Source organism: Pseudomonas sp. 2725 (assembly GCF_050434585.1).
GTDB lineage: Bacteria > Pseudomonadota > Gammaproteobacteria > Pseudomonadales > Pseudomonadaceae > Aquipseudomonas > Aquipseudomonas jessenii.
In genome coordinates this window covers 343,887-367,495 of the sequence record NZ_JBNDIV010000003.1, presented here as the reverse complement: position 1 = coordinate 367,495, position 23,609 = coordinate 343,887, and the positions used below count along the sequence as shown (strand labels likewise).

General features: G+C 54.6%; 20 protein-coding genes and 1 pseudogene. 9 read left to right on the top strand and 12 right to left on the bottom strand.

From position 1 onward, the window contains the following. Positions 1–10: 10 nt before the first annotated feature. A complete protein-coding gene (locus tag ABIE16_RS09490) occupies positions 11–766 on the top strand; it encodes an SDR family NAD(P)-dependent oxidoreductase (protein ID WP_150813136.1) in 756 nt (251 codons plus the stop codon). A gap of 78 nt (positions 767–844) precedes the next feature. Here ABIE16_RS09490 and ABIE16_RS09485 read toward each other — a convergent pair. Continuing rightward, a pseudogene (locus tag ABIE16_RS09485) lies at positions 845–934 on the bottom strand (short-chain dehydrogenase); the annotation flags it as partial. Positions 935–1,142: 208 nt separating this feature from the next. On the opposite strand from ABIE16_RS09485, the gene fdhA reads away from it, so the two are divergent. Further along, entirely contained in the window at positions 1,143–2,342 is a 1,200-nt protein-coding gene (fdhA, locus tag ABIE16_RS09480) for a formaldehyde dehydrogenase, glutathione-independent (RefSeq protein ID WP_019690396.1), read from the top strand. 103 nt (positions 2,343–2,445) lie between these two features. Here fdhA and ABIE16_RS09475 read toward each other — a convergent pair whose 3' ends face one another. The 10 genes from ABIE16_RS09475 to ABIE16_RS09430 all read right to left on the bottom strand — a co-directional run bounded on the left by ABIE16_RS09475 (position 2,446) and on the right by ABIE16_RS09430 (position 13,106). Then, a complete protein-coding gene (locus ABIE16_RS09475; protein WP_349734100.1) occupies positions 2,446–3,375 on the bottom strand; it encodes a DMT family transporter in 930 nt (309 codons plus the stop codon). A 36-nt stretch (positions 3,376–3,411) separates the two neighbouring features. After that, a complete protein-coding gene (locus ABIE16_RS09470; RefSeq protein ID WP_429520963.1) occupies positions 3,412–4,425 on the bottom strand; it encodes a GlxA family transcriptional regulator in 1,014 nt (337 codons plus the stop codon). A gap of 102 nt (positions 4,426–4,527) precedes the next feature. Further along, the gene (locus tag ABIE16_RS09465; RefSeq protein WP_150813140.1) at positions 4,528–5,526 is read right to left on the bottom strand and encodes a 4-hydroxyproline epimerase; all 999 of its coding nucleotides are present in this window, start codon (positions 5,524–5,526) and stop codon (positions 4,528–4,530) included. Between the two features lie 12 nt (positions 5,527–5,538). Next, the gene (locus ABIE16_RS09460) at positions 5,539–6,387 is read right to left on the bottom strand and encodes an ABC transporter permease (RefSeq protein ID WP_349734094.1); all 849 of its coding nucleotides are present in this window, start codon (positions 6,385–6,387) and stop codon (positions 5,539–5,541) included. Beyond that, entirely contained in the window at positions 6,384–7,232 is an 849-nt protein-coding gene (locus ABIE16_RS09455; protein ID WP_349734092.1) for an ABC transporter permease, read from the bottom strand. The genes ABIE16_RS09460 and ABIE16_RS09455 overlap by 4 nt, the downstream gene beginning before the upstream one ends. Then, a complete protein-coding gene (locus ABIE16_RS09450) occupies positions 7,229–8,347 on the bottom strand; it encodes a quaternary amine ABC transporter ATP-binding protein (protein WP_429521160.1) in 1,119 nt (372 codons plus the stop codon). Before ABIE16_RS09450 ends, ABIE16_RS09455 begins: the two co-directional genes overlap by 4 nt. Positions 8,348–8,421: 74 nt before the next feature. Then, positions 8,422–9,273, bottom strand: a complete 852-nt coding sequence (locus tag ABIE16_RS09445; RefSeq protein WP_429520962.1) for a glycine betaine ABC transporter substrate-binding protein — start codon at positions 9,271–9,273, stop codon at positions 8,422–8,424. Positions 9,274–9,341: 68 nt separating this feature from the next. Then, positions 9,342–10,688: an NAD(P)/FAD-dependent oxidoreductase gene (locus ABIE16_RS09440; protein WP_429520961.1), complete on the bottom strand. Its 1,347-nt coding sequence runs from the start codon at positions 10,686–10,688 to the stop codon at positions 9,342–9,344. After that, a complete protein-coding gene (locus ABIE16_RS09435; protein ID WP_429520960.1) occupies positions 10,685–12,202 on the bottom strand; it encodes an aldehyde dehydrogenase in 1,518 nt (505 codons plus the stop codon). Before ABIE16_RS09435 ends, ABIE16_RS09440 begins: the two co-directional genes overlap by 4 nt. Then, positions 12,195–13,106 (bottom strand): dihydrodipicolinate synthase family protein, encoded by a 912-nt coding sequence (locus ABIE16_RS09430; RefSeq protein ID WP_429520959.1) that lies wholly within the window; start codon positions 13,104–13,106, stop codon positions 12,195–12,197. Before ABIE16_RS09430 ends, ABIE16_RS09435 begins: the two co-directional genes overlap by 8 nt. A 780-nt stretch (positions 13,107–13,886) precedes the next feature. Here ABIE16_RS09430 and ABIE16_RS09425 point away from each other — a divergent pair. Next, entirely contained in the window at positions 13,887–15,122 is a 1,236-nt protein-coding gene (locus ABIE16_RS09425; RefSeq protein WP_429520958.1) for an aromatic ring-hydroxylating oxygenase subunit alpha, read from the top strand. Positions 15,123–15,228: 106 nt separating this feature from the next. Here ABIE16_RS09425 and ABIE16_RS09420 read toward each other — a convergent pair whose 3' ends face one another. After that, positions 15,229–16,191 (bottom strand): LysR family transcriptional regulator, encoded by a 963-nt coding sequence (locus tag ABIE16_RS09420; RefSeq protein ID WP_429520957.1) that lies wholly within the window; start codon positions 16,189–16,191, stop codon positions 15,229–15,231. A 448-nt stretch (positions 16,192–16,639) separates the two neighbouring features. Between ABIE16_RS09420 and ABIE16_RS09415 the strand changes: the two genes are divergently transcribed. The 6 genes from ABIE16_RS09415 (at position 16,640) to ABIE16_RS09390 (ending at position 23,569) form a co-directional block, all read left to right on the top strand. Beyond that, a complete protein-coding gene (locus tag ABIE16_RS09415) occupies positions 16,640–17,677 on the top strand; it encodes a quaternary amine ABC transporter ATP-binding protein (RefSeq protein ID WP_349734080.1) in 1,038 nt (345 codons plus the stop codon). Between the two features lie 8 nt (positions 17,678–17,685). Beyond that, positions 17,686–18,690, top strand: coding sequence for a glycine betaine/L-proline ABC transporter permease ProW (gene proW, locus ABIE16_RS09410; RefSeq protein WP_223508088.1), 1,005 nt, complete (start codon positions 17,686–17,688; stop codon positions 18,688–18,690). A gap of 67 nt (positions 18,691–18,757) precedes the next feature. After that, positions 18,758–19,801 (top strand): glycine betaine/L-proline ABC transporter substrate-binding protein ProX, encoded by a 1,044-nt coding sequence (gene proX, locus ABIE16_RS09405; RefSeq protein WP_174245515.1) that lies wholly within the window; start codon positions 18,758–18,760, stop codon positions 19,799–19,801. An 87-nt stretch (positions 19,802–19,888) separates the two neighbouring features. Continuing rightward, a complete protein-coding gene (locus tag ABIE16_RS09400) occupies positions 19,889–21,238 on the top strand; it encodes an MmgE/PrpD family protein (protein ID WP_429520956.1) in 1,350 nt (449 codons plus the stop codon). A 47-nt stretch (positions 21,239–21,285) separates the two neighbouring features. After that, positions 21,286–22,320 carry a GlxA family transcriptional regulator gene (locus ABIE16_RS09395; RefSeq protein ID WP_159389924.1) on the top strand — a complete coding sequence of 345 codons (1,035 nt, stop codon included), beginning with the start codon at positions 21,286–21,288 and terminating at the stop codon, positions 22,318–22,320. 97 nt (positions 22,321–22,417) lie between these two features. Further along, a complete protein-coding gene (locus ABIE16_RS09390; RefSeq protein ID WP_429520955.1) occupies positions 22,418–23,569 on the top strand; it encodes an MFS transporter in 1,152 nt (383 codons plus the stop codon). Positions 23,570–23,609: the final 40 nt, after the last annotated feature.

The window sequence follows — 23,609 nt, the reverse complement described above, 5'->3', positions numbered from 1 at the left end:
AGAGGTAGCGATGCTCAATGGTAAGAATGTAGTGGTGACCGGGGGCGGCAGAGGGATTGGCCGAGGCATCACCGAACAATTGCTTGAGGCGGGAGCTTCTGTGTTGATCGCTCAGCGCCAGGCACTGGACGCCGACTTGCAAAATCACCCTCAAGTCTATTTCGTCGAGGCTGATCTCGCCTCGATGGAGTCACCCAATTTGATTGCACAGTTTGCCCAGGAGCAGCTTGGCGGAATCGATGTATTGGTTAACAACGCCGGGTTCATGTTCGAGAAATCCATTGATGATATGACCGAACAGGACTGGGATCGCATGATGGCTGTCAATCTGCGGGCGCCAGCGTTCTTGTGCAAAGCGTTGGTGCCCCAGATGCGTCAGCGAGGCGGTGGCAGCATCATCAACATCGGCTCGATCGAAGGGATAGGCGCCAACCCTGAACATGCCGCGTACTGTGCCTCCAAGGCCGGCATCCATGGGCTGACCCGAGCCTTGGCAATCGATCTCGGCCGAGACGGCATCCGCTGCAATGCCATTGCTCCAGGGTGGATCAATTCCGAGTTGAGTGATGCGTACCTCGCCGCTCAAGCTGATCCGCGTGCGGCGCGCCATGCACTCCTGCGCCTTCATCCCGTCGGACGTACCGGATTGCCGGCCGATGTTGGCGGGACAGTCGTTTTCCTGGCCTCGGAGTCATCAGCCTTCATCACCGGGCAGGTGCTGGTGGTGGATGGGGGGCGCACGGCGAAACTGCCACTGCCGTTTTGATCGAATCAGCCTGAATTGCGGCGGAGGAAGTCACTTACTCTCCTCCGCCGCAATTTTTTGCGGCGGGCAACGCATTCATTACTTGGGTGCTTTGTTCTCTATCAGACAATTGCCACCATCGATCACCAGCAACTCACCGGTAATGTAGCTGGACTCAGGTGAGGCCAGGTGATTGGGTGCTAAATGCCCTCGCAGAGTGCTGATACCAGGCGTAGGATCGATACGATGACTGCTAATCACGCGTCGTTGGAAGGTGACTTCCAACCAATCTGCATTCACGCGCAAACGCAAGACATATACCGCCGCACTGTAAGGCCGCGCGCCCCTTCGCAGTACAAGGGCCGTGTTCTCACAACAACAAAAGCGAGGTGAAAGCATGTCTGGTAATCGTGGTGTCGTGTATCTCGGCGCAGGCAAGGTTGAGGTGCAGACCATCCCCTATCCAAAAATGGAAGACCCGCGCGGCAAACGCATTGACCATGGCGTGATCCTGCGCGTGGTTTCGACCAATATCTGCGGCTCCGACCAGCATATGGTGCGTGGTCGGACCACGGCCCAGGTCGGGCTGGTGCTTGGCCATGAAATTACTGGTGAGGTAATCGAGAAGGGCCGTGACGTGGAAAACGTGCAGATCGGTGACCTGGTCTCGGTGCCGTTCAACGTCGCCTGCGGCCGTTGTCGCAGTTGCAAGGAACAGCACACCGGCGTCTGCCTGACGGTCAACCCGGCGCGCCCCGGCGGTGCCTATGGCTATGTGGACATGGGCGACTGGGTCGGCGGCCAGGCCGAATACGTGCTGGTGCCGTATGCCGACTTCAACCTGCTGAAGTTGCCCGACCGCGACAAGGCGATGGAGAAAATCCGCGACCTGACCTGCCTCTCCGATATCCTGCCGACCGGCTACCACGGCGCGGTGACCGCCGGTGTCGGCCCTGGCAGCACAGTGTATATCGCCGGTGCCGGTCCGGTCGGACTGGCTGCCGCCGCCTCCGCCCGTCTGCTGGGTGCGGCGGTGGTGATAGTCGGCGACGTCAATCCGCTGCGTCTGGCGCATGCCAAGGCCCAGGGCTTCGAGATCGCCGACCTGACCCAGGACACTCCGTTGCACGAGCAAATCGCCAACCTGCTCGGTGAGCCGGAAGTCGATTGTGCGGTCGATGCGGTCGGCTTCGAAGCCCGTGGTCACGGCCATGACGGCGCGCAGCACGAGGCCCCGGCCGATGTGCTCAATGCGCTGATGGGTGTGGTGCGGGTCGCCGGCAATATCGGTATCCCCGGTCTGTATGTCACCGAAGACCCGGGCGCGGTCAACAAAGCCGCCAAGCATGGCAGCCTGAACATCCGTTTCGGCCTCGGCTGGGCCAAGTCCCATAGCTTCCACACAGGCCAGACCCCGACGATGAAGTACAACCGTCAGCTGATGCAGGCGATCATGTGGGACCGGATCAATATTGCCGAGGTCGTCGGCGTGCAGGTGATCAGCTTGGACGACGCGCCGCGCGGTTACCACGAGTTCGATGCCGGAGTGCCGAAGAAATTCGTCATGGATCCGCACAAACTGTTTAGCGCCGCCTAAGGAGCAGGTTGGAAAAAGGGCAGCTTTGAGCTGCTCTTTTTTATGGCCGTGTCTCGTCCTGGAAACTAACTACAAATTGAGTACTTCATACACTCAGGTATGTTCACGCCTTTGCCTTAATCGCATACAGCCCACCGATAATCACCAACGTGGCTCCGACAACCACCCAGGTATCAGGGCGCTCGGCAAAAACGATCACACCAATCAAAGTGGCGAACACCAGAAGCGCATAATTGAAAGGCTGCAGGGAAGAAGCGGTCGCGTATTTCAGTGCTTGAATGAAGAGAATCTGAGCAACTACCCCCGTCAATGACAGGATCCCCATCAAGAGGCCCTGGACCGGAGTCGGAGAAACCCATGCGGGCAGCCCCGCAAATGTGACCGTCAGGGCACCCACACTCGCCATAAAGAGCATGTTCGTTGCAAAGGAATCGTGCTGGCTAATCCGGCGCGTCAGTACGTTGAACACCGCGAACGCCAAAGCCGCCAACAGGGGAATCAGCGCCGCGAGATCAAAAACGCCCGCGCCTGGTCGAAGGATGATCAGTGTCCCGGTGAACCCTATGGCGGCGGCAATCCAGCGCCGCAGACCTATGAACTCCCCAAGCACGGCCCCCGCCAATGCCAGTGCCATTAGCGGAAATACGGCATAGAGCGCATGCATTTCGGCCAGGCCCAAATATCGTAGCCCCACTGCAAACAGTATGGTTTCACCCACGGCTAACAGCGCTCGAATGATTTGGAGCCAAGGGTGCTTACTGCGAAAGGACTCCTTGCCCCTACCTTGGTAGGCGGCATATCCGAGGGCAAAAACGACAAACACCCAATAGCGCATCATGACCAGTTGGGCAACCGGGAAGTCTTTGACAAGCACCTTGGTTAGTCCGTCCTGGCTCGCAAAGATAAGCATTGAAAGCAGGCATAGGAAGATCCCGAGTTGGGGCCTTGCGACCCCAGGACCAGCGGCAACGGTGGGCGTAGTTAAGTGCGCAGTATTTTTCGTTCGGTCGCTCTTCAATCGCAACTCGGTCATGCCCTCCTCCTTAAAATTTCAGCAATATCCGCTTTTTTATTTCACCAGCCGAGTTTCTCTCGAAGGCCGGTAACCAAAATACGAGCTGTAGCATTTGCTGAAATGGCTTGGTGAAACAAAGCCGCATGCGACCAGCACATCAACCTGAGACAGCTCTGTGTGCTGAAGCAATCGCCGTGCTTCGGTAATGCGTAATTCCAGGTAATACCGTTGCGGTGTTGTACCCAGCTGTTCTTTGAACAAGCGCTCTATTTGTCGACGGGAACGTCCGGCATAGACCGCCAGTTGGTCCATTTGCAGCGGTTCTTCAAGGTTGGCGTCCATCAGCTTGACCACCTCTTTAAGGGGGGCGCTCAACGAGATGTTCTGCGTCGGTTTGATACGCCGATAGCGCGACTCTTCGAAAGAAAGAATGTCTTCGATGCCTTCGACGAGCGCCTTACCGTGCAATCCCTTGATCCACTCCAGGGCCATGTGAAAAGCACCCGCCGGACTCGAAGCCGTGAGCCTGTCTCGATCCATGACAAATGCTTCACTGGTGACATGCGTGACTTTTGAAATTTCTGCGAGCGCGGGTCGGTGCTCGGGATGAATCGCACAACGATACCCTTCAAGCAAACCTGACACGCCCAAAAACCACGCCCCATTCCACAGCCCGGCCAGTGTGATACCAAGTTCCGATGCTGTTTTGAGGATGCTGATCAGCTCGTGATTGACTTTGAGTTCCGTGCGGTAGCCGCCGCATATGACCAGCAAATTAAGGTCTTTGAGTGCTGCGACGTCCAAACGCGCATCCGGTCGAATAACCAGGCCAAGGTCGCTGGTGACCTCTCCCTCCTGCAACCCGAAGGTTCGTGAAGAGAACAACGTAGGACGCAACAGGTTGGCAGTGACAATCGTATCGAGCGCTTGCGTAAATGCAGGCAACGAGAAGTGCTCGAGCAGTAAAAATCCTGCCCGGGCATGAGCCCTCGGCTCACTCCGAGTCTCGTCTAGATAGCGCAGGTTTTTACCTTTCATACACCCGCTGAAATCTCGTCGTTCGATCACTTTACGCCTCGCTTCTTTACACTAACAAACGCAGCCTTTGTGCAAACCACAGTTGAATCTGCGCATCCGAAGAATCAACCACTGGCGCCGTGACCAAACGGTTCATGCGAGCTGGAATCCGTGGGCTAGAGGGTCTTTGTCATCAACGAAAATAGTGTTGTGACCTATCACCTCCGCCCAGCCGCTGACACTTGGTCTCATGCCGTCGAAGGATCCGACTTTTACCGGCGCCTCAACTTTTCCTTCGTAAATCGTACCGATCAGACTTTCAAGTCGGTAAACGTCGCCGACGTTCAACCGACCCTTTCCAAAGAGCTGAGCCATCCGGGCAGAAGTACCGGTACCACCGGGAGAGCGATCAATGGCTTTATCACCGTAGAACACGGCACAGCGTCCATTCACGGTTCTGCTTTGTGGTTTGTCACACCAAATAATGTGGTGAACACCGCTGATTCTACCGTTCTCCGGATGCACAGGGTCACAAATGGCCGAAAGCGCTGCGCGCAGCTTCTGACTCAACCCCACGATGTCGGCCGTCGTCTGCCCTTCGAATCCAGTCCAGCACTCCTGTGGTTCGACTACCGCGTAGAAATTCCCGCCGTAGGCGATGTCCACCGTAAATGTTCCAACGCCAGGTACTTCCACCACCACATCGGCGCTGTGCAGGTAGCTGGCTACGTTGAACAAGCGAATCGACTCAACAAATTCGCCACCCATGGTGTATTCGACATCGACCCGTCCCGCCGGTGTTTCAATGGCCAGCTTTCCTGGCTCACGAGGTGACACCAAGCCCTCTTCAATGACCACGGTCGATAATCCGATGGTGCCCGCTCCACACATCGGCAGGCAGCCGCTGACTTCGATAAACAATGCACCGAAATCGCAGTCATCACGTACCGATGGATAGATGATGACGCCGGACATGATGTCGTGCCCCCGGGGCTCGAACATCAATGCGGTGCGTACCCAGTCGTGGTCACGCACAAAAATATCGCGCCGCTCCGCCATTGATACGGAAGGCATCAGCGGTGCTCCGCCCGCTACAACCCGAACCGGGTTGCCGCACGCGTGCGAATCAATGCAAAAAAAACTGCGTCTCATACTGAAGCCCTTTCAAAGAAGTTTTCTTGGGGAATGACGCTGCAACGCACCGCGTGACAGTCGATCCAACAGCAGAGCAATAGCGACAATGGCCAGGCCAGCTCGAAGCCCTAATCCCATCTCCATCCTGGAGAGGCCTCGGGTCACTTCGGCCCCCAGACCGCCCGCCCCCACCAAACCTGCCAGCACCACCATCGCCAGGGACATAAGGATGCATTGGTTCAGGCCTACCAACAGTGTGGGTGCGGCAGTCGGCAGTTCTATCTTGAACAAAATGTCTTTCGGCGAAGCACCGGACGCCTGGCCCAACTCGAGTAGATCCTTGGGCAGCTGCTTAAAGGCAAGGGTCGTTAGCCTGAGCATCGGTGGAATGCCATACACGATGGTCGCGATGATCGCCGGCACCCGCCCCAAGCTGAACAGCATCACTGCAGGGATCAGGTAAACCCAAGGCGGCACCGTTTGCATGATGTTTAGAATCGGCAGCAATACTTCATCGACACGCTTCACCCGGGCCGCCAAAACCCCCAGCGGAAAAGCGATGGCGACAGAGATCAGGACCGACACGCTGACGAGCGCAATTGTCTGGATGGACGCGCCCCAAAGGCCAGCGAACAAACAGAAAGCCAACATCACCGCAGCAAAAACAGCGACTCGCTTATTGGCAAAAAAGAACGCCGCTACGACGACAATACCAATGAACAAATAGGGATGGGGAGCAAGCAGAGCGCCCTCCACCGCACCCAGTACCGCCTCGATGAGTTGACTGATGCCCTTGAACACCCCATGCAAATTGGCGTTCAGCCAGTCAACGGCTGGAGCCAGGTAATCGCCTGGAGAAAACTGAATGTGCGTTGTCATTGGGAAGCCCCCACCCGCGTCCGTGCAGCGCTCTGCGCCAGACGATCCAGAATCATGGTCAGAATGACGATAGCGATGGCCGCGTTGATCGACTTGGCGATATCCAATGTACGGATGGAACCGTAAATCGCCTCGCCCAAACCGCCCGAACCCACGATGCCGGCGATGACCACCATGCCGAACGCCATCATCAGACTTTGGTTAACGCCAGCCATAATGCTAGGCATGGCGAACGGTAAGCGGATCTTGAAAAACATCTGCATTCCAGTCACGCCAGTGGCATCTCCCAATTCGATGAACTCCTTGGGCGTCATGCGAATCCCCAGGGAGGTCAGTCGTAGAGCCGGGGGAAGCGCAACGATAAAAGTCGCCAACAGCGCCGTGGCAGGCCCATAGCCGAGTAGCGCAATGGCCGGTAGCAGGTAGATATAAGGCGGCATCGTCTGAATCAAATCCAGACAAGGATCAACCACACGATCAAAGGCAGGCGCCAGACCAGCGATGACTCCCAGCGGAATGGCGACAGCCAGTGCCAGCACGGTGGCTGTGAGCACCAGGGCAAGCGTGCTGACTGTCTCTGGCCACAAACCAATAATGTCGCAAAACAACAAGGCCAGGCTTGTGAGAATCGCAAAGCGAACGCCCGCAACACGCCAGCCAATCAACGCCATGACAATCGCTACAACGTAATGCGGTGGATAGGCGATACACCACAGCACGCCTTCGTAAATGCCCTTCAGCACCGCATTGACGGCATCGAACACGAACTCGCCGTTATCCGAAAGCCATTCCAGTCCTGTATCAATGGAGGTATCAAACTGACTAGAAAAATCCGGCGTGCTCATGCGGACGCCCCCATCGCACTGGCGGTTGGTACTGGCGCCAACTCGTTGGGAATACCTTGAACGCCACGCAGCAGATCACGGGGCGTAATGATCCCTACCACTGTTCCGTTATCGACGACGGCAAGCGCATCGCGCTTGGACTTCATCGTCAATCCGATAAGCTCATTGATATCGGCGTCAAGAGAGGTTTCGCTGAGCCTGGTGATGTCGCAGGTCGGGTGTGCTGCCTGGTAGGCCCGGACAGACGTCATGACCGAGTGAGCCTTCACCAGATGCAGTCGGGAAATGCCGGCGACAAACTCAGCCACGTAGTCGTCAGCCGGGTTGAGCACGATCTCCTCGGCGGTGCCGACCTGAATGATGGCGCCATCCTTCATGATCGCAATGCGATCACCAATGCGGATGGCCTCATCCAGGTCGTGTGTAATAAACACCGCGGACTTGCCCAGTTCCTTGGTCAGCTGGCGGAACTCATCCTGCAACTGTCGGCGAATCAGCGGATCAAGCGCGCTAAATGGCTCATCCATCAAAATCACTTCTGGATCGGCAGTCAGTGCACGCGCCAGCCCGACCCGTTGTTGCATGCCGCCGGACAGTTCGCTTGGATAGCGTGAAGCCCACTCGCTCAATCCAACCTTCGCCAGCGCCTGCTCGGCCACTTTGTAACGTTCAGCCTTGCCCACACCCTGTACTTCCAGGCCAAACGCGGTGTTCTCAAGAACCGTCCGGTTAGGCAGCAAGGCAACGCTTTGAAAGACCATACCGATGTGACGCGCCCTCACCTCTCGCAGCTGTGCCGGCGACAAGGATGAAACGTCTTTGCCTTTGACCAGTACCTTCCCCGAGCTAGGGGTGATCAGCTTGTTCAGCAACCTTATAAGAGTGGATTTGCCACTGCCGGACAAACCCATGATGCAAAAGATTTCCCCCCGGCGAACCTGGAGACTGACATCGGAAACCCCGACCACACAGCCGTAGTTTTGCAGGATCTGGGTCTTTGAAAGACCCTGCTGGACAACCGCGTCCATGGCTGCCGGTGCACTTTTACCGAAGATTTTCCAAACCGACTGGCAGTCTACCAGCACTTCGTCAGTATTAATTGTGGCCATTGTCATTTCGCAATCCATCGAACCAGTTGTTTGCTGGTTTTTTAATTAATCAAAGGGCGGCAGTGGCAAACAAACAAAACTTAATAGTTCTTGATATTTCCCCAACGATTTACAAGATCTGTATGATCGTCAATCCAGCCCTTGATAGCCTCGTCCATGGTCTTGCCATCCTTCACTTCAGCATTCATCGCGGTGATGTCCGTGATAGGCACATAAACGCTGGCCATCAGTTCACGCGCACGCGGATTGGCTTCAGCGAAGCCTTTGTGTCCGATCCAGTAATAACCCTGCAATGGCGGGAATACCCCTTTTGGATCTTTCAGGAATTTGAGATCAAATTTCTTGGTCATCCACGATGGATCCCAGACGGTTACCGCCACCCATTCTTTGCGGTCGACTGCCGACTTCAAAGCCGCGGTCATTGCGGAAGTACTGCCTTCGACCAGCTTGAGCTTGATGTCGTACGCTTTGACGACATTGTTCGCGTCACTCATTAAACCCGAACCCGGCTCGATGCCAATGATTCTGTTCCCCAGTTTTTCCGAGTTTGCATTCAGCTGTTCAATGGAGTCGATGTCTACGTAACTGGGTACTGCCATACCCTGATAAAGACCATAGGAGACCGGCGACAGCTTCTCGATTTTGTTTTTATTCTTTTTCCAGTAATCGGCTGCGGCGTAATCAGTCTGGGAGGCCAACACCTGAATATCCCCTTTGCTTAGTGCAGCATAGGCTATACCCCACTCGGAAAACTCCACAACTTTTACGGTGTATCCGGCATTCTCAAGTACTTTCTTGGTTATGCCAGTAATGGGCACCAAGTCCTCCCAAGACATGGTGCCCATGACTATGTTTTTCTCTTCAGCGTGTACTTGCAAACTCATCATGCCCACAAGCGCGAGCGCGCAGAATGCCTTCCAAATATTCTTCATGGATTAATCCGTTCTTATTAGTGACTTGTTAAACGGCCTTTCTAGGAAAAGCCGACGACTTAAACTTGTTAACCTTCTCGCCCGGCCCAAAATTCATGCCAACGAATGACCGAACTGACGCCCAGCTTCGTTATTATTTTGGGTGGTAGCCTGCTGGGTCCTGGCGCGTGACTGAAACTATCCAGAAAATCAGAACGTGTCCCCGAAGCCAACTCCGCCGCCATTACACCTGCCAGGGTGCTCTTGACCGTTCCCAACCCATTTTCGCAGCAAGCCGAATACAGGTTTTCTTCGATCTCGCCAAATGCAGCGGCGCTGTTACGGCTCAAACACAGACGGCCGGCCCAGCTGAACTCCAACGGAGTGGATTTCAGTTCTGGAAAGCGTGCATCCAAGGAATGTCGCTGCTCTTTGGCAACTGCAGCTACACGCTCTGGTGTGACCTGGATACTCGGGTCGTAGGTGAACTTTGTCCGGATGACGATACGCGAGAGACCGTCTGAAGAAATCTTGCGAACGGTCGCACCCATTGGATCAGCCGGCAACAAGGCCCACCTGGCTTTGCCCGGTACATCCTTCCTGAATGCATTATCACTGTACGCCGCCGTCATGGAAGCGTAAGTGAAGACATGCAGCAGGCGGCCTTGATAATGGCCAAAGTCCTCAATGTGCCCGTTAACCCCCAGAATCACCTTGGGTGCGTGTACCATCCCATTATGGGATCGAGCGCTCCAACCGCTTCCCTGCTTGGTCAATTCAATAATGGGAGAGCGTTCGAACAGCGTGATTTTCCCTTCGAGCCCTGCGGCCAGGTCTCTAATGTATTGCGCGGGTTGAATCAACACTGCGCCGGGAGTGTAGATCCCACCGTGGTAATAGGTGGACCCGGTGATTGCGCGCATTTGCGCGGCATCAAACATCTCGAACTTCTCGCCAATGCGCACAAGGGATTGAGCGTAATTGACATTCAGCTTCAATCCTCGCTCAGTGGCGGCCGCGTTGATCTTTCCGGAAGGGTCGAACGTGTTGGCAGACATGCCGTATTCCCGCGCGGCTTCAGCGGCAAAAGCAATCGCAAACCGGTTTTGCGTGATTTCCAGCGCCGTTGCAGACTCACTCGCCACGGAGTACTCCCCGGACGACAGACTGTGCGGCACATCGATCATGAATCCAGAGTTTCGGCCCGCCGGCCCCTTGGCGACTTCATGAGCATCGACCACAACAATGCTGTCACCTGGGTGCAATTGGGACAGCCGGCGAGCGGCGGACAGGCCGGCAAAACCGGCACCGATAATCAGCCAATCCGCCGTCACGTTTCCATCAAGCATGCGGACAGGCGCAGTGCGTGCGGAAATCGCCTCCCAACCTGAAACCCCGGTGTCTACCGGCAGGCGCTTGATGGTATGGGTGCTCATTTTTCGGTCTCTTCATCCGACCGATCAGACACATCGATCCAGATTGTTTTAATTTCGGTGTACTGGTCATGGGCGAAAATGGATTTGTCCCGACCGCCGAAGCCCGACTCCTTGTAGCCACCGAATGGTGTCGACGCGTCGCCCTCACCAAAGCAGTTCACGGTGACGATGCCCGCGCGAATTTCCCGCGACAACTTGATTGCCCGCCGCAAGCTGCCGGTGTAAACCGAGGCCGCCAGGCCATAAACCGTGTCATTGGCCAGCGCAATGGCTTCGGAGATCGTATTGAAGGTGGTGACCGAGAGAATCGGGCCGAAGATCTCTTCCTGGAACAGCCGGTTGTCTCGACCAACACCGTCAATCACCGTTGGCTCTACAAAGGCACCGTCTTTGGTCGCGCCACCGTAAACAACTTCAAGCTTTCCGGCGGTGGCGTGCTCAAGGTACGACTTCACTTTTGCGAAATGCTCTGGGCTGACCAGCGAGCCTACGCGGTTCTGCGGATCGAGTGGGTCCCCCATCTTCCATTCGCGGATGTAGGCGCCCATGCGCTCCAGCAGCTCGTCTTTAACCGACGCATGGACGATCAGACGTGAAGTCGCGGAGCAATTTTCGCCCATGTTCCAGAACGCGCCATTAACGACATGCTGAGCGACGAGATCCAGGTCTTGGGCATCGTCCATCACCACGGCCGGATTCTTTCCGCCGCACTCAAGGACGATGCGTTTCAGGTTCGAATCGGCGGCGTAATGCAGGAAGCGGCGGCCGGTAGCGGTGGAGCCGGTGAAGCTCACCATGTCGACATCGTTATGCAAACCAATGGGCTCACCGACGTCTTTACCCGTGCCGGTCACAATGTTGAGTACACCAGCGGGTATACCGGCTTCAAACGCCAGCTGAGCGACACGCAACGTAGTCAGCGAGGTTTGTTCAGCAGGTTTGACGATGACCGAACAGCCCGCAGCGAGCGCCGGGCCGATTTTCCAGGCCAGCATCAGCAGTGGGAAGTTCCAGGGCAATACGCAGCCCACCACGCCGATCGGCTCCCGGACCACCATAGTCAGCGCGTCGCTGCCAACCGGGGCGGTATTGTCATAAATCTTGTCAATCAGTTCTGCGTGCCAGCGGATCGTGTGGATGGTGTCCGGGATGTCGACCAACTCACACTCACTGACCGGTTTGCCGCTATCGAGGCTTTCGAGGACCGCCAGTTCGTGTTGATGGCTTTCAAGCAGGTTTGCAAACTTCAACAGAACTGCTTTGCGCTCCCGAGGAGAAATAGACCTCCAGCGTCCATCCTCAAAGGCCTCCTTGGCATTGCTCACCGCGAAGTCGACATCATCGGACGAACAAGCTGCGATGTCGGTTAAAAAGTCACCGGTCGCCGGATTGTTCGTGGCGAAGGTTTTGCCAGAGATCGCGGGTTTAAACGCGCCATTGATGAACGCCTTGGATGGCAACGAAATGTCTTTGGCCAGAGCGGCATATTCGGCCTTGGTCAGAAGATCACCCATGGCTGGCTCCCGAAGAAATGTTGGCTACGTTACGTTTGAGTTCAGTAATGACCGACGCGAAACTCTGCTTTTCGTCCGCTTCAAGTGGCTGCAATGGCAGGCGCACGTTACCGACTTTCAATCCGGCAATTTCGCAGCCGTACTTGATCGACTGCACGAACTTGCCACCGTCCAGGGCATTCATCAGCGGCATCATTGCCGACATGATTTGACGGCCTTTGTCGAAGTTCTTTTCGATCACGCAGGCTTCATAAAGCGCTACGTGTTCCTTGGGCAGGAAGTTGGAACCTGCGCACACCCAACTGCGGGCACCCCAGGCAAAAAACTCGAGGGCCTGATCGTCCCATCCGCAGGACAAGGCGATGTTGGGGAACTGCCGGGCCAGCATATGCACCTGGCCCATGTCACCGGAACTTTCCTTGATGGCGACGACGTTTTTCGATTGGCTGACACGTGTGAAATATTCTTCATCCATCGAAACGCACATGCGCCCCGGATAGTTGTAAAGCATGAGTGGCAAGTCCGCTGCGCGATCGATAGTGAGGGCGTGAATCGCGTTTTCCTGTGAGGTTGGCAGCGCATAAGGCGGGGACGTGACAAGAATGGCGTCCGCCTTGATCGATTTGGCATCCTTGGCGTACTGAACCGCATCTTCGGTACGAATCGCCCCGGTACTGACGATCAGTTGCACCCGAGTGCCGATCACATCTTTGGCGTAGGCAGCCAACTCGGTGCGTTCTTCCGAAGTCTGCGCATAATACTCGCCGGTCGACCCGCCGATAATAATGCCGTGCACCTTCGCCTCAATCAGCGACTCCAAAACTTCCGAGTACACATTCCAGTCAATGTCCCCTTCAGAGTTATAAGGAGTGACTGCTGGTGTATAAATACCTTCAAATTTCAAGATAAATGCTCCGAATGCGAGTTAGGTGGAAGATCAACGGGCGCGTCAGCCTTGATGCCTTGAAGCGCGATAAAAATTTCTGTATTTCCACAGGACAGAGGAACTGACCTTTAAAGTCTTCGCAAAGAGCAGTTTTGCTGCTTTTCACAAATGACCTCCAGAGGTTGTTTTACCGACTAGTACGGTTAACTGTTGAATCCAGACTCGCATGGGCCAAGAAGGTGGTCAATAGAGTGCATGTCTGCCGTATACACTTCCAAACGGGCGCCTCACTCGCCACTGGAAATTTAATTCCTTTGATATTCAACAAGTTAAGAATTTTCCGCGGAGACTGCGACTTCAATTGATAACATTTGTTTATGCATTGATAAGAGTAAATGTTTCTTGTTGACGCATGATTGCCGTCGTAGCCTTACAACAGCGATATTCTACCGACGAATTGGCCAAAAGAATTTCTCGTACATTTGTTCCATTAGTTAGAAGGTTCGAATAAGGAACTGTAGAAAAATTGCTATTGATGCAAACATCAGCATTACAGGAATGTCTGCATCAGTAAGGACTCGAGCGAAATGAGTGCACGGATGGCACCACCATCCAAGAAGGCACATTTTTCGTAAGACGCTTCCTGGACGTGGCAAAACGTTCCGGTTCGCGGATAGAAGCAGCACGGTTTGATGGGCTTGCATCCACAGACGGTACTGCGAACTCAAGACCGTTTGGCCTCAGCTCGCAGAGCAGGCTGAATGTGTCGCCCCCTTGGTATTTTGGAGTGTGTTGACCGTGAGCACTAAATCGGCAGTTTCAAATCTAATCGCGCAGCGCAAGCCTGACCACGCGCTGCCAGGTGCCCTTTATAGCGATCCAGACGTTTATAGGCAGGATCTGGAACAGATCTGGCACAAAAGTTGGATCTTCGCAGGGCACACATTTGAGCTGGAGAAGTCGGGTCAGTACCTGTCGCTGCAAATCGGCGATTACCCTGTCACTATCGTGCGCGGTGCAGACAAGCAGATTCGTGCGTTCCACAACGCTTGCCGCCATCGCGGCTCAAAGGTGTGCCCGGAAGCAAGCGGCAAAGTCGCCAAACTGGTGTGTCCTTACCACAAATGGACATTCGAGCTGGACGGCAGACTGCTTTTCGCCGGGAACATGGGGGACGATTTCGACAAGTCTCAGCATGGGTTGAAGTCCGTGCATTGTGAGGTCGTCGAAACGTACATCTATGTGTGCGTAGCAGATGTCGCCCCAGACTTTTCGTCGTTCAGAAAATCCGTCACCCCTTTCGTTGCGCCTCATAACCTGGACGACTGCAAAGTCGCGTTTGAGTCGAACATCATCGAGAAAGGCAACTGGAAACTGGTTTTCGAGAACAACCGCGAGTGTTACCACTGCGATTTTACTCACCCGGAATTGATGCACTCATTCGTGGACAACCCATCAGTGGGTGGCGCTGGCGGCGACGAGGATCTCGAACTCAAAGAGCACTGGGATCGCTGCGAAGCGGCAGGACTGCCCAGCCGATTGGTCATGGATGATGAAGGTCGCTTCCGAATGACCCGCATTCCACTGTTTTCCGGGGCCGTCAGCTACACAATGGATGGCAAGCCTGCAGTCACTGGCCGGTTGGACACCTCCGGTGAAGCCAACATCGGAGCGCTGCTTTATTTCAACTACCCATCAACCTGGAACCACTTTCTGGGCGATCACGCGCTGAGCTTCCGCGTTCTGCCCATCGGTCCGGGCGAGACGTTGGTCACTACAAAATGGATCGTCAAGAAGGACGCGCAGGAAGGTGTCGACTACGACATCGATCGACTCACCAAGGTTTGGCTTGCAACCAATGACCAGGATCGAACCTTGGTTGAAGGTGCACAGGTCGGCGTCAGCTCTCCTGCTTACGAGCCAGGCCCATTGTCGGTGGCCAGCGAAATTGGTGTGTGTCAGTTTGATGATTGGTACTGCAAAACGATGCTTGATCACCTCAGTGACACGATCCCGTTAAGATCTGTCGGCTAAATGCAAAACTGCCGGTGGTGAGAACCACGAATGATCACCACCGGCATACCCAAAACTCCCCCCTCCTCGCACCCCGAGTCACTGCTCGGCCAGTACTCCCTATCTTCTAAACAGGTGAGGAAAACTGGGCGAGAATCCAGTCTCGTAGCCGGCAACAGGCGTCGTCATTGATCCGGTCTTCACGAAATGTCAGATAGTGCTGACTTTCGTGGAGAACCACTTCCTCTTTGATCGGCCGAATCAACGTGCCGCTTGCGATCAGGTTTGCAACCAGGTGATTCCATCCGAGGGCTACGCCCTGATGGGTCAACACCATGCTAATTACCAGGTTGTAGTCGTTCGCGTTGAAAACGTGAGGACTGTCGTGGGGGCGTTTCTCGATATCAACATCGTGATAAGCCAGCCAAACACCCCAGTCAACGTGCTCCGCAACCTGGGACCTGCCATAGGGGCTGAGGTTTAGCAAAACCCCGTCGCGTAATCCTTCCAGGCTGGACAGCTCAGGGTGCTCCTCTTTGTAGCGAGGTGTGCACACCGGGTAGATGACGTCATGAAACAACGGATAACTGCGGTAGCCATCCTGAATCCTGGCCATTTTGGTGATGAAGATGTCCGGAGTTACACCCGGCTCCATCGACAAAAAGTTTTGAGTGGTCACCAGATTGAGGTCGATGTCTGCGTTCTTGGTAAAAAACCCCGGTAGCTTGGCTGCGAGCCAGAGGGCTGAAAACGCGGGAGAACAGCAAAGCGTCAACGTGCGCTTGCCTGCATTGTTGGTGCGAATACGCTCCGCCGCTTGGGAAATGTTGACGAAAGAAATCTGTGCAGCATCAAAAAAGATGGATCCGGCTTCCGTCAACTCGACCGCTCGACCCACCCTCTTGAAGAGATCCACCCCAAGGTACGCCTCAAGCTCTCGAATCTGACGGCTGATTGCCGCTTGAGTAACGCACAGCGCTTCAGCCGCACGCGTAAAGCTCTGATATTTGGCGGCGGCGACGAATGACTTTACTGCTTTCAGAGACGGCATTTTCAGCAGCGTCATGTCTGGATCGATGTGCTTAACCATAACCTAGAGTATTGAATATCCGGTTCGGGGCCCTTTGAAGGGCCGTTTGGGACGAGATCGGCGAGAGGATTCCACCTAGAGCCTATGCTGGAGCGTAGCTGAAACAGAGGGTCTAAGACAGGGCCAGCGGTAGTCGCCTTCGCAACCAGCACTGTCGCAGTCGCAAATTGATACGATTAATTGATTGATAACATGACGTTATTGATTGGCTGGAAGAAATGTTGTTAGACGCTGACTCTATAAGGTAATAACTTGGGTCTCAAGGCACTGATTAATTCAGCGCCGATAAAACAAGAATAATAAACATCACATAATAAAGAGGATGGTCACAATGACTAACTCCCAACCTTTCTCTCAGCTTGACTGCCCCCATAAGCACCGCCTTAACTGATTAAGATAGGTATATCTAAATTCTTGATCTTACGTCGTATTTGCAGCAGGAGGGGTTATGAGTCTTGGTGACGAGATACTCTCGGTAAAAAACATTTACAAAGTCTTTGGTGCTCAGCCAAAGCTCGCGATGGAGATGCTGGCTCGCGGTGCTGATAAAAGTGAAATTTTCAGCAAAACCGGTCAAGTCGTTGGCGTTTTTGATGCCAGTTTCTCCGTAAAACGTGGAGAGATTTTCGTCATCATGGGGCTTTCCGGTTCCGGGAAGTCGACGATGGTCCGGTTGTTCAATCGACTGATCGAGCCAACCTCCGGAACGATCCATCTTAACGGACAAGAAATCACTGGTCTGTCGGACGCCGATCTTCTCAGCGTTCGTCGCAAAGACATGAGCATGGTGTTTCAGTCGTTTGCCCTGATGCCCCACATGAGTGTGATCGACAACGTTGCTTTCGGCCTGGAAATCTCGGGTGTAGAGGAAAGTGAACGGCATAAACGTGCACTCGAGGCACTCAAACAGGTGGGGCTCGATGGCCACGCCTACAGCTATCCGCACCAACTGTCCGGCGGTATGCAACAGCGGGTAGGCCTGGCCCGAGCGCTGGCCAATGACCCCGCCATCCTGCTGATGGACGAAGCCTTCTCGGCACTCGACCCGTTGATTCGCCACGAAATGCAGGGCGAACTGATTCGCCTGCAGGCAGAACAGCATCGCACCATCATCTTCATCTCCCATGACATTGACGAGGCGATTCGCATCGGCCATCGCATTGCGATCATGGAGGGTGGACGGGTAGTACAGATCGGTACCCCGCAAGAGCTGCTTTGCAACCCCGCGAACGACTACGTCAGAGCTTTCTTCAAAGGCTTTGATGCCTCGAAGATCCTCAAGGCTGGTGATGTTGCCAAAATTTGTGCAGAGCATCCGTACGCCGTGGATCAATCCACGCCTACGCTGCGCGACGATGTACTCCTGCAGGATGTCTTTCACATCGTTGCTGATGCCGTTAATCCAGTTGCCGTGCTGGATCGCCAGGGTGTGTTCAAGGGCACGATCTCCAAGAGCCTACTGCTTCAGACAATGAGCCGACATTAATAGTCTCTATTTGCTGGCTTGCCAGGCTCGGACATTCAGGTGATGACATGAACGAATTCAATTTTCTAGACCCGTTTCAATCCATCAACGTCCCATTGGGCCAATGGGTAGAAGTTGCCCTGAATTATCTGGTTCAGAATTTCCGCGAGGTATTCCGCTCGATTAGATGGCCGATCGACCAGGTACTTAATGGTATTCAGTTCGGATTGTTGGCTATTCCTCCGTCAATATTCATTATTTTTGCGACGCTCTTGGGCTGGCAGGTAGGAGGGAAAAAGATAGGCATTCTTTGTTTCGTCACCCTCACCCTTTTAGGAGTGATCGGCGTATGGAATGACGCCATGATCACCCTCGCGCTGGTGCTCACTTCACTGTTTTTCTGTGCAGTCATTGGCATACCGCTGGGTGTCCTGTGTGCCCGGAGTGACCGACTGGAGATGCTGCTGCGGCCGGTGCTCGATGCAATGCAAACACTGCCTGCTTTTGTTTATCTGGTACCCGTGGTGATGCTGTTTGGTATCGGCAACGTACCGGGGGTACTGGTCACGATCATCTTTTCGGTGGCGCCACTGGTCAGGCTCACCAATCTGGGAATTCGCCAGGTACCGGAAGACAAGATTGAGGCGGCCCGGGCTTTCGGATGCACCCCACGCCAGATGCTGAAGCGGGTTCAACTTCCTTTAGCTGCACCGACGATCATGGCGGGTCTGAATCAGGCATTAATGTTGTCACTTTCCATGGTGGTGATCGCATCAATGATTTCGGTTGGTGGGTTGGGGATGATGGTACTTCGCGGGATTGGCCGCCTTGATATGGGCTTGGCAACCGTCGGTGGATTGGGGCTGGTATTGCTGGCGATTTTCCTCGACCGACTGACCCAGGCGATGGGCGAACGCAGTAACAGGGCAACCAAAGGTGAGCACTGGTACCAGACAGGCCCGGCGGGTGTCGTTTACCGTCTGAAAAGAAAGAACACTGTTACAAAAATAGAAGTTAGTCCCAAGGAAAGTTAATCCGCTTAGCGGCGCGTTGTGAACCAAAAGAAATGCCAACTTCTTAACCCAGCCAAGGTAAACGATAATGAACTTCACAACCTTCGGAATAAAACAGAAATTCATTCATTCTGTGGCGCTTTTAGTTTTAGCGGTATCACCTGTGTTCGCATCGGCCGCAACGGCGCAGGAGCCCGGAAAAGGTGTATCAATCACCCCGATCTTTCCGTCAATCGCCGAGGAGCGGTTTCGCGGGGAGATTGCAATGGCGGGTCTCAAGGAATTGGGCTACGACGTTGAAACACCAAAGGAAACCGAGTACTCCACCATGATGGTGGCGATTGCCAATGGTGACGCGGACTTCTCAGTGCATTTGTGGGAGGAACTGCACAAATCTTTCTACGAGAAGGCCGGCGGCGATGAGACGATGGTGAAAACTGGCGCTATCATGCCGGGCGTGTTGCAGGGCTACATGATTGACAAAAAAACGGCCGATGAACACCACATCACTTCGCTCGCAGATTTGCAGAAGCCGGAAATTGCCAAACTGTTCGATGCCAATGGTGACGGTAAAGCTGACCTCACGGGTTGCAACCCGGGTTGGGGCTGTGAGCTCATCATTGCGCACCACATGAAAGCCTATGACCTGATGAAGACCGTTTCCAATAACCAGGGCTCCTATTTTGCCCTGATGGCGGACACTATCGCTCGTTATAAACAAGGTAAGCCGATTCTCTATTACACCTGGGTACCTCAGTGGATCTCCGGTGTTCTGGTCGAAGGCAAAGATGTTGTGTGGTTAACCGTGCCGCGTACGGATCTTCCAGGTGGCAAAAACGATGTCAACACTACCTTCAATGGTAAAAACCTTGGTTTCGCGGTAGACAGTGTCAAAGCGGTAATCAACAAAGAGTTTGCCGAGAAAAATCCGGCTGCCGTGAAGTTCCTGTCTGAAATGCAGATCACTACCGACGATGAAAGCGCGCAAAATCTGAAAATGCACGACGGTGAAAAAAGTGCAGCCGACATTACTCGTCACGCCAAAGAATGGATCGCGGCCCATCGCGCGAAATATGACAGCTGGCTGGCAGACGCACGAGCCGCGGCTAATACCGCCACCGCAAAAAATTAGTCCCTCCATTTAAATCTGCATAAAAGGTTGCCCTTCCCCGGGCAACTTTTTTATCCGTTTCGGCGTTCATCATTCAGGAATCATGAAATGCAGTTGTATTCATTCGTCCAGAATTTCAGTTACAAGGACGCGCCCCTGCATACACGCGAGTTGGTTAAAACTTGCCTGCTCGACATCATTGGTGTGGCCGCCGGTGCTCGCGACAATCAAACCAGCGTGATGCTCAAAACCTACGCTGACACCCACTACTCTGCCAACAAGCTGTCCAGCCGACTTTGGTTCGACGGCAGAGCCGTACATCCATTGGGCGCCGCGTATGCAGGCGGTTTCTGCGTTGATAGCCTGGATGCACATGAAGGTCACTTCACCTCCAAGGGGCATGCGGGTGCAACGGTTGTCCCGGCCATTGTTGCATTGGTAGACGCGTATCGCAGTCAGGGCAAAGATATCAGTGGCGAAGAACTCCTCAGCGCACTGTGCATTGGTTACGAGACTGCGTTGCGTGCAGGCCAGGCATTGATGGCCACTGCCCCTGAATATCATGCCTCAGGCGCTTTTTCCGGGATCGGGGTCGTTTGCGCCGGTGCCCGCTTGCTGAAGCTTGATGAAACAACGTTCCGTCATGCGCTGGGTATCGCGGAATACTTTGGACCCAGGTGCCCGATGATGCGCCTGGTGAGCTTTCCGACGATGTTGCGAGATGCCCACGGCGCCGGGGCGTATGCCGGACTGAACGCGCTACTGATGGCGCAGATAGGTGTCACTGGCGCGCCAGCCGCCACCGTTGAACCTTTGGAGATATCCACTTTCTGGCAGGACATCGGGACCCGCTGGGAGATCGATGAGCAATATTTCAAACCGTGGCCGGTATGTCGCTGGGCGCAACCGGCACTCACGGCCATGACCGATTTGATGCGAGCACATCCAGTCATCTCTGCTGAGTTGATCGAGACCATCGATGTCGAGACATTCCACGAGTCTGTGTGCTTGCAGGGGCATTTTCCGAAGAATGCGGATGAGGCCCAGTATGCGCTCGCGTTCCCACTGGCCGCCTTAGTCGTTCGTGGAAAGCTGGGCCCTGACGAAGTCACCGGGGATTCCATTCATGCGCCGGACATTTTGAACATCAGCGGGAAGATAACCCTTCATGAGGCGCCCGACCTGTCCGCCAGGTTCCCGGAGGAAATTCTCTCCCGCGTCACCGTTACCCTGAAAGACGGCACACGTCTGACGAGCCCAACCGCGACGGCCAAGGGCGACCCCGGCAACCCTATGTCGACTGCCGAACTCACGGCTAAATATCATTTGCTGGCTGATGACAGCTTGGGATCCACGCTCAGCAATGCGATCAAGAACAATATTGAAGCACTGCTTGAGAGTGATAACTGCCAGTCATTCTTTGATTTGTTGCTGTCTGCTCCAAAAACCGCTGTCTAGATTGCGCAACGGTTTCGTAGCTATTGGTCAGGTGTCAAAGAGGATATATGCCATTCGTATTCGAGAGCGTGCTTAAAGACAAGAACATGGGGTACTCCTACACGGCGGAGAAACCATTGAAGCCGCAGGCGGTGACTCGTGTAGCTTTCGTGCTTTTGAACAATTTCTCGATGATGTCGTTCACCGGCGCTATCGATGCGCTGGTGACCGCCAACCTGATTAGCGAGACACCGGCGTTTGAGGTGTTGACGGTCGGCATCAAGAACCGTCTGGTGATGAGCGATCTGGGAATTGCGATTTCAGCGGACCTGGAGTTATCCCAACTACCGGATCGTATTGACGTTCTGATCGTCGCTGGTGGTTTGCGAGTGAAGCTGATCAGCGACCCGCTATTACGGCGCAAGCTACGTAACGTTGCCTCTCTTGGGGCGACCATGGGCGGTTTGTGGAATGGTGCGTTTTTTCTCGCGGAAGCTCAGTTAATGGACGGTGTCGAGTGTGCCTTCCATCCAGATGGGCGAGCGATGATGGAGGATGTTTTCCCCAAAGTCCTGGTCACCTGTCGAACTCACGTATTAGATAAAAACCGTATCACGTGCGCCGGCGCCAGCAGCTCGTTACGAATGATGCTGGAGCTCATCACCGCTAAACAAGGCGTGTCGCTGACCCATGCTGTCGAGGAAATACTCAGTTGCGATCAAACTGCTGAAGTCTCCGGGATATCGACTGTCATCGTTGACTCTGACCCCACCTTGCCACAAACCCTGAAGCTCGCTTTAGAACTGATGCAAAAGAATATCGAAGAGCCGCTATCGATCGACGAACTGGCTGAATGTGTGAAAATTTCCCGACGACAATTGGAGCGGCGCTTCTGCCGTTTCGTGGGCGCCACGCCCACACGTTACTACCTTGAGCTGCGCTTGACTCGAGCGCGACAGCTTATTCTGCAGAGCAATCGGCCGATCACCGATATCGCGATTGCGACCGGCTTCTGTAGTTTCGCCAACTTCCATATGCGCTTTCGTGACTTCTTTGGCGTAGCGCCGAGTAGTTATAGAGCGACGTATGAGCGCAGGCGCTGAGTTTTCGACACCCGCGCACGCGCAAAACATACAAAACCCGCACTGTCTAAGCCGCGCAAATGATGGCTAGCATCATCGATAAGGATTACCGAGAATTATGAATGCTCCATCGCCGGTGCTGATCTCCGCCGCGAACCACAGCGAGCGGATGTCTACACGCATCGCCTTTCTTATCGCGGGCTTACTCATGTCCGCGTGGGCGCCGCTGGTTCCATTAGTTAAAGCCCGCGCTGGCCTGGACGACGGTGGTCTGGGATTGCTGCTTCTCGGCCTGGGTGGTGGATCAATTGCGGCCATGCCCTTCGCTGGATATCTCACGGCACACTATGGATGCCGCCCGGTCGTAATCTGGGCGACGATTGTCTTGTGTGCCGTTCTTCCGCTGTTGAGCACCATGGAGTGGCTGCCTGGCCTGGTGATAGCTGTAATCATCTTCGGTGCCAGCATGGGTATGCTCGATTGCGCCATGAATATACAGTCCGTCATCGTCGAGAAAAACAGCGGGCAGGCACTTCAGTCCGGCTTCCATGGCCTTTACAGCGTCGGAGGCATAGTGGGCGCCGGGGCTATGACCGCTTTATTGACCTTCGGGCTGGATCCACTGATTGCGGCGCTCTGTATCGTTACTACAGTTTTGGGATCGCTTTACAAGGCTGCGCCTACTTTGCTGACCTATGGCACTGAACGGGGTGGGCCATTGTTCGCGGTGCCCAGAGGTATCGTGCTGCTGTTGGGGGCGCTCTGTTTCATCGTCTTCCTGACTGAAGGTGCAATGCTCGACTGGAGCGCGGTATTCCTTGTCTCGAACCGAGGGTTAGAGCCGAGCATCGCCGGTTTGGGCTATGCATCCTTCGCCGCTGCGATGACGGTTGGCCGCCTGACGGGGGACGCCATCGTCAGCAAACTGGGCGGCGTGCGAGTCGTTGTGCTAGGCGGACTTTGCGCGGCCGCAGGCATGATCGTGTCACTTGGAATCGATGGCTGGCCCGCGTCCTTGATCGGCTACGCCCTGGTCGGGGCTGGCTGCTCGAACATTGTCCCAGTGATCTTTACCGCTGTAGGCCGCCAGCAACGTATGCCACAGGCGGTAGCCATTCCTGCTGTCATCTCGATGGGCTACGCGGGGATTCTGATCGGTCCTGTATTTATTGGAGCGGTCGCCCATCTGAGCACCTTGTCGTTCGCTCTGGGCTGTCTGATTGTCCTGCTGGTTTTTGTCAGTGGGGCAGCTCGATCACTTCGAAATTAACCGAATCTTTTCAGACGGGATTTCAGCATTGACCATTGCG

What these genes read in the sequence shown, in the direction of transcription:
- ABIE16_RS09435 (WP_429520960.1), bottom strand. Translation starts at nt 12,202, where the DNA reads ATGGGTGATCTTCTGACCAAGGCCGAATATGCCGCTCTGGCCAAAGAC.
- ABIE16_RS09400 (WP_429520956.1), top strand. Translation starts at nt 19,889, where the DNA reads ATGCAGTTGTATTCATTCGTCCAGAATTTCAGTTACAAGGACGCGCCC.
- ABIE16_RS09465 (WP_150813140.1), bottom strand. Translation starts at nt 5,526, where the DNA reads ATGAGACGCAGTTTTTTTTGCATTGATTCGCACGCGTGCGGCAACCCG.
- ABIE16_RS09475 (WP_349734100.1), bottom strand. Translation starts at nt 3,375, where the DNA reads ATGACCGAGTTGCGATTGAAGAGCGACCGAACGAAAAATACTGCGCAC.
- ABIE16_RS09445 (WP_429520962.1), bottom strand. Translation starts at nt 9,273, where the DNA reads ATGAAGAATATTTGGAAGGCATTCTGCGCGCTCGCGCTTGTGGGCATG.
- ABIE16_RS09415 (WP_349734080.1), top strand. Translation starts at nt 16,640, where the DNA reads ATGAGTCTTGGTGACGAGATACTCTCGGTAAAAAACATTTACAAAGTC.
- ABIE16_RS09455 (WP_349734092.1), bottom strand. Translation starts at nt 7,232, where the DNA reads ATGAGCACGCCGGATTTTTCTAGTCAGTTTGATACCTCCATTGATACA.
- ABIE16_RS09460 (WP_349734094.1), bottom strand. Translation starts at nt 6,387, where the DNA reads ATGACAACGCACATTCAGTTTTCTCCAGGCGATTACCTGGCTCCAGCC.
- ABIE16_RS09450 (WP_429521160.1), bottom strand. Translation starts at nt 8,347, where the DNA reads ATGACAATGGCCACAATTAATACTGACGAAGTGCTGGTAGACTGCCAG.
- fdhA (WP_019690396.1), top strand. Translation starts at nt 1,143, where the DNA reads ATGTCTGGTAATCGTGGTGTCGTGTATCTCGGCGCAGGCAAGGTTGAG.
- ABIE16_RS09420 (WP_429520957.1), bottom strand. Translation starts at nt 16,191, where the DNA reads ATGGTTAAGCACATCGATCCAGACATGACGCTGCTGAAAATGCCGTCT.
- ABIE16_RS09395 (WP_159389924.1), top strand. Translation starts at nt 21,286, where the DNA reads ATGCCATTCGTATTCGAGAGCGTGCTTAAAGACAAGAACATGGGGTAC.
- ABIE16_RS09490 (WP_150813136.1), top strand. Translation starts at nt 11, where the DNA reads ATGCTCAATGGTAAGAATGTAGTGGTGACCGGGGGCGGCAGAGGGATT.
- ABIE16_RS09390 (WP_429520955.1), top strand. Translation starts at nt 22,418, where the DNA reads ATGAATGCTCCATCGCCGGTGCTGATCTCCGCCGCGAACCACAGCGAG.
- ABIE16_RS09440 (WP_429520961.1), bottom strand. Translation starts at nt 10,688, where the DNA reads ATGAGCACCCATACCATCAAGCGCCTGCCGGTAGACACCGGGGTTTCA.
- proX (WP_174245515.1), top strand. Translation starts at nt 18,758, where the DNA reads ATGAACTTCACAACCTTCGGAATAAAACAGAAATTCATTCATTCTGTG.